Below are 4,362 nucleotides of genomic sequence, written 5' to 3'. Positions count from 1 at the left end.
TGATATGATCTCTCGAACGGCCATGGCGGGACCATAGCCGGAGTTCGGCGAACCGGCCGCCCCGGGTCGACGACACCCGGCCGAGCCGACGCGGGCCGGCCGGACGACCCTCGCCCCCGGCGTGGCCGAATCGCTCCACCGCGAAGCGCACCGAACGGCCCGGCCGGCCGCTCACCCACGGACGGCCGGACCGTTCGGGAGTTCACCTCGAACGAACCGAACGAACCGAACGCATCGGACGAACCGAACGCATCGAACGAACCGTCAATCCCGGTGCTCGTGCACCGTGTTGGTCTCCTGGATCTTCTTCCAGGACTTCGGCTCCGGCAGCACGTCCGCCGCGGCGCTCCTCGCCGGGCTCGGCGCCACCACACCGGCCGACCCCGCTGCCGGCTTCGCCGCCGTGAACAGCCAGGTGTTCAGCAGCTCGCCCAGCGGCTTGCCGGAGATCCGTTCCGCGTACGCCTGGAAGTCCTGGATGGTGGCGTTGCCGTACTTGCGCTCGGTCGGCCACCCCTTCAGGATCCGGAAGAACGTCTCGTCCCCGACGGCGTTGCGCAGCGCCTGCACCGCCACCGCGCCCCGGTCGTAGACCGCGCCGGCGAACTGGTGGTCCGCGCCCGGGTCGCCCGGCTTGACGGTCCAGAACGCGTCCTCGGCCGGGTAGAGGTTGTAGACGTAGTCGGCCAACTCCTGGGCCGTGCCCTCGTTCTCGTGCTCGGACCACAACCACTGCGAGTACCGGGCGAAGCCCTCGTTAAGCCAGATGTCGCTCCAGCGCTGCACGGACACGCTGTCCCCGTACCACTGGTGCGCCAACTCGTGTACCACGACGGAGGTGTTGGCGCCCCGGGCGAACTGCGCGGGGCTGTAGAAGATCTGCCCCTGGGTCTCCAACGCGTACCCGGTGGGCACGTTGGGCACATAGCCCCCGACCGTGCCGAACGGGTACGCGCCGAAGTAGCCGCTCAGCCAGTCGACCAGTTCGCCGGTCCGCTCGACACTGGCCTGCGCCGCACCGGCGTTGGCACCGAGGTCCTTGCTGTACGCGGTGAGGATGGGCAGGCCGCCCGGGGTGGTGTCGGTGCGGATGTCGAACCGGCCGATCGCCAGCGTGGCCAGGTAGGTGGCCTGCGGCTTGGCCTGCCGGTAGTTGTAGCGCGTCCAGCCGGCGCGCGAACTCTGGGTCGAGGTGCCGTTGCTGATCACCTGCGTGCCGTCGGGCACCAGGACCGAGACGTCGAAGGTGGCCTTGTCGGTCGGGTGGTCGTTGCTCGGATACCACCAGGCCGCGCCCTCCGGCTCGTTGGCGGCGACACCGCCGTCGGGGGTACGCAGCCAGGCCGACTGGCCGCCGCGCTCGACCTCCCCGGGCTTGTCGGCGTAGCGCACGACGACGGTGATCGGGCTGCCCTTGGCGATCACCCGGGCGGGGGTGATCTCCAGCTCGTGCTCACCGGTGCCGGCGAACTTGGCGGTACGGCCGTTGACCAGCACCTCCTTCACCTTGAGCACGAAGTCGAGGTTGAAGCGGGTGAGGTCCTGGGTCGCGGTGGCCAGGATGGTGGTGGTGCCCTCTAACTCGTCGGTGGCGGGCTGGTACTTGAGCCGGATGTCGTAGTGCGAGACGTCATAGCCGCCGTTGCCGGCGGTCGGGTAGTAGGGGTCGCCGATACCCGCCGCTCCCGGGCCGACCTGGGCGGCGGAGGCGGAGGCGGGGACGGACACGAGCAGGGCGAGCGCGCCGGCGGCGGCAGAGACGATCAGCCTCTTGCGCACAGTGGTCCTCCACAGGGTCACTGGGAAAACGGGTCGGATCGATCCTTGTCCCGACGGGCCCCGTCCTACGCTCGGACGATCGGATGTTCACCGGAAGAAAGCAAGCCGAAATAACGGCGCAGCGACCCGGACCACCCTGCGGCCCCATCGCAGCAACATGGTGGGCCGAGAAGGCGCGGCGGGAAGCGCTCGGGAAACCGAGCGCACGACGCCGCCGCAGGCGTGATCGGGCTGATCGCCGCGACACTCGCGGTCGAGCACGGCGCCGTCCCGCCGACGCTGCACTTCACCGAGCTCAACCGGGAGGCACCGGCGGCGACCGAGGCTTTCGCCGTCAACTCATCCCGCTCGGCGCACTCCTGGGCGGCACGCTCGGCAGCCTGATCGGCGTCCGCCCCACCTTGTGGATCGTCGGCGTCGCCGGCCTGTTCTCCTGCGTCCCGCTCCTCTTCGCACCCGTGCGCACCCTACGACTCATGCCCACCGCCCCAACCCCGGCCCCGGCCCCCGAAACCCCGACCGCCCCCCTGCCCGCACAGTAGTCACGCACCACCCTGCCCCCGGCAGCGGACCGCAGCCGTCCGCTGCCACCGGGCCGGACGTGCCGGGGTGGCGGGTCAGGAGATGGCGCGGAGGCGGTTGTCGGGGCGGTGGCGGAGCTGGTCGACGGCCTGGGCCGTGCTTTCGTCCGCCGGGAGGAAGACGACCAACTGTTGGGCGTCCGAAGGGAGTTCGAGTGTCTCGCGGATCAGCCGGAGTTCGCTTCCCGAGGGGTGGTTGAGCCTGAGGGCGCCGCGTCGTGGCACGACTTGGCGGTTCATCCGCCGGGTGAACTCGGGGCCGGCCGCAGGCGCGAGTTCCGCGCTGAGCCACTGGAAGTTCTCGGCGGACGGGCCGAGCCACAGGTCGAACGCCTGCTCGTCGGCGACGTCTTCCCAATCGGCGAAGAACGTCCGGGCGCGGGGATCGGTGAAAACGTAGCTCGTGAGGTTCGCGGCGTCGCCGTCGAGCAGTCCCGTTTCGGCCATGATCGATGCGTAGGCGCCGGTGTAGGCCAGGAGGTCGCCCACTCGGTTGGTCACCAGGGCGATGCCGGGTTCGAGGAGGCGGAGGGTCGCCAGGACCGTAGGACGCACATCGCGGGGCGGTGGCGCCGGACGGGTGTGGGTGGGGCACTCCCCCGAGACGATCTTCGCGAGGTAGCGCAGGTGGTTGCGTTCCGCCGGGTCGAGGCTCAGGGCGTCGGCCACCGCGTTCAGCACCGCGGCCGAGGGGTTGCGGTCGCGGCCCTGCTCGATGCGGGTCAGGTATTCGACGCTGATACCCGCGCGCGCGGCGACGTCCGAGCGGCGCAGCCCGGGCGCGCGGCGGCGGCCGTGATCCGTGATCCCCAGCGAGGCCGGCTGCACGCTGTCGCGCTTGGCGCGGATGAAGTCCCCCAACGGCGTACCCATGCCTCCGAGCATAGGGCGATTGCCGCGCGCGGTCGGCAGGGTGGCCCTGTCGGGGCCGGCCCGAGCACGGTCTGGTTGTGCTCCCGGCGCGGCCCGACGATGGTGGGCATGGAGAACAAGCACAAGCTCGCGATCATCATCGGAAGCGTCCGGGAAGGACGGTTCGGCCCGGTCGTCGCCTCGTGGGTCGCCGCCCAGGCCGACGCGCACGGCGGTTTCGACGTCGACATCGTCGACCTGGCCGACATCGACATCCCGCTGTCCCTGCCCGCCGCGTCGCCGAAGCTCACCGGCGACGACTACCCCCGCCCGGCCGGAATGGCGGCCCTGACCTCGGCGTTGGCGGACGCCGACGCGTTCGTCCTGGTCACCCCGGAGTACAACCACAGTTACCCGGCATCGTTGAAGGCGGCCATCGACTGGCACTTCACCCAGTGGACGGCCAAGCCCGTCGCGTTCGTCAGCTACGGCGGCGCGGCCGGCGGCCGGCACGCCGTACTGCACCTGGAGAACGTGCTCTCCGAGCTGCACGCGGTGACGATTCGCGACGGCCTCGCGTTCCCCAACTACTTCACCGCATGGCAGGACGGCAGCCCCACCGACCCCGAGGCGGCCGGGTACGCCAAAGCCCTCTTCGACCAGTTGGCGTGGTGGGCCGGGGCCCTGCGCTCGGCTCGCCGGGCCGCTCCGTATCCGGCGTGAGGACGGCGACGCTCGTGAGTGGGTCGACGAGCGTTGGTGCGTCAGTGGGTCGGCGAGCGTGAGTGCGTCGACGACGGCGTGAACACAGCGCCGGGGAAGGCCGATTCCGCAGGTCGGTTCGGATCGTGTTCGGGTGCATGGCATGCGCCGATCCGACCCGCGGGCGGACGCCCCTGTCGGTTCCGGCATCGGTGCACCCGGAGGGGGCGGCCTTCGGTGCACCGGATCCGGTGGTGGACGTCGGACGGTACTGGGACCATGTCGCGCATGGACAAGCCGCTTCCGCCGCCCGCTGACCTGGCCCGGATCATCCGGGCCGCCACCTCCGACGCCACGTCCCTGGCCGACGACGCCGCGCTGCTCGTCGAGCCCGGCCGCACCGCCCGCGAGCAGGCCCTCGAACGGCTCCGCGCCGCCCGCGGGAACT

At 71.1% G+C, this 4,362-nt stretch carries 3 protein-coding genes and 1 pseudogene; 2 read left to right on the top strand and 2 right to left on the bottom strand.

Going from position 1 to position 4,362, the window contains the following annotated elements; genetic code table 11:
• Window positions 1-264 precede the first annotated feature (264 nt).
• A complete protein-coding gene (locus ACFXMF_RS46995; protein WP_360321962.1) occupies window positions 265-1,779 on the bottom strand; it encodes a M1 family metallopeptidase in 1,515 nt (504 codons plus the stop codon).
• A 219-nt stretch (window positions 1,780-1,998) separates the two neighbouring features.
• Here ACFXMF_RS46995 and ACFXMF_RS46990 point away from each other — a divergent pair.
• Window positions 1,999-2,163, top strand: a pseudogene (locus ACFXMF_RS46990) (hypothetical protein); the annotation flags it as partial.
• Between the two features lie 233 nt (window positions 2,164-2,396).
• Here ACFXMF_RS46990 and ACFXMF_RS46985 read toward each other — a convergent pair.
• Window positions 2,397-3,233 (bottom strand): helix-turn-helix domain-containing protein, encoded by an 837-nt coding sequence (locus ACFXMF_RS46985; protein ID WP_379989922.1) that lies wholly within the window; start codon window positions 3,231-3,233, stop codon window positions 2,397-2,399.
• Window positions 3,234-3,332: 99 nt separating this feature from the next.
• On the opposite strand from ACFXMF_RS46985, the gene ACFXMF_RS46980 reads away from it, so the two are divergent.
• Window positions 3,333-3,935, top strand: a complete 603-nt coding sequence (locus ACFXMF_RS46980) for an NADPH-dependent FMN reductase (RefSeq protein ID WP_379989921.1) — start codon at window positions 3,333-3,335, stop codon at window positions 3,933-3,935.
• Window positions 3,936-4,362 lie beyond the last annotated feature (427 nt).

The sequence above is a fragment of the Embleya sp. NPDC059213 genome (assembly GCF_042754445.1).
Lineage (GTDB): Bacteria > Actinomycetota > Actinomycetes > Streptomycetales > Streptomycetaceae > Embleya.
Note: the sequence above shows the minus strand (reverse complement) of the source record. Positions and strands in the feature narration are given on the sequence as shown.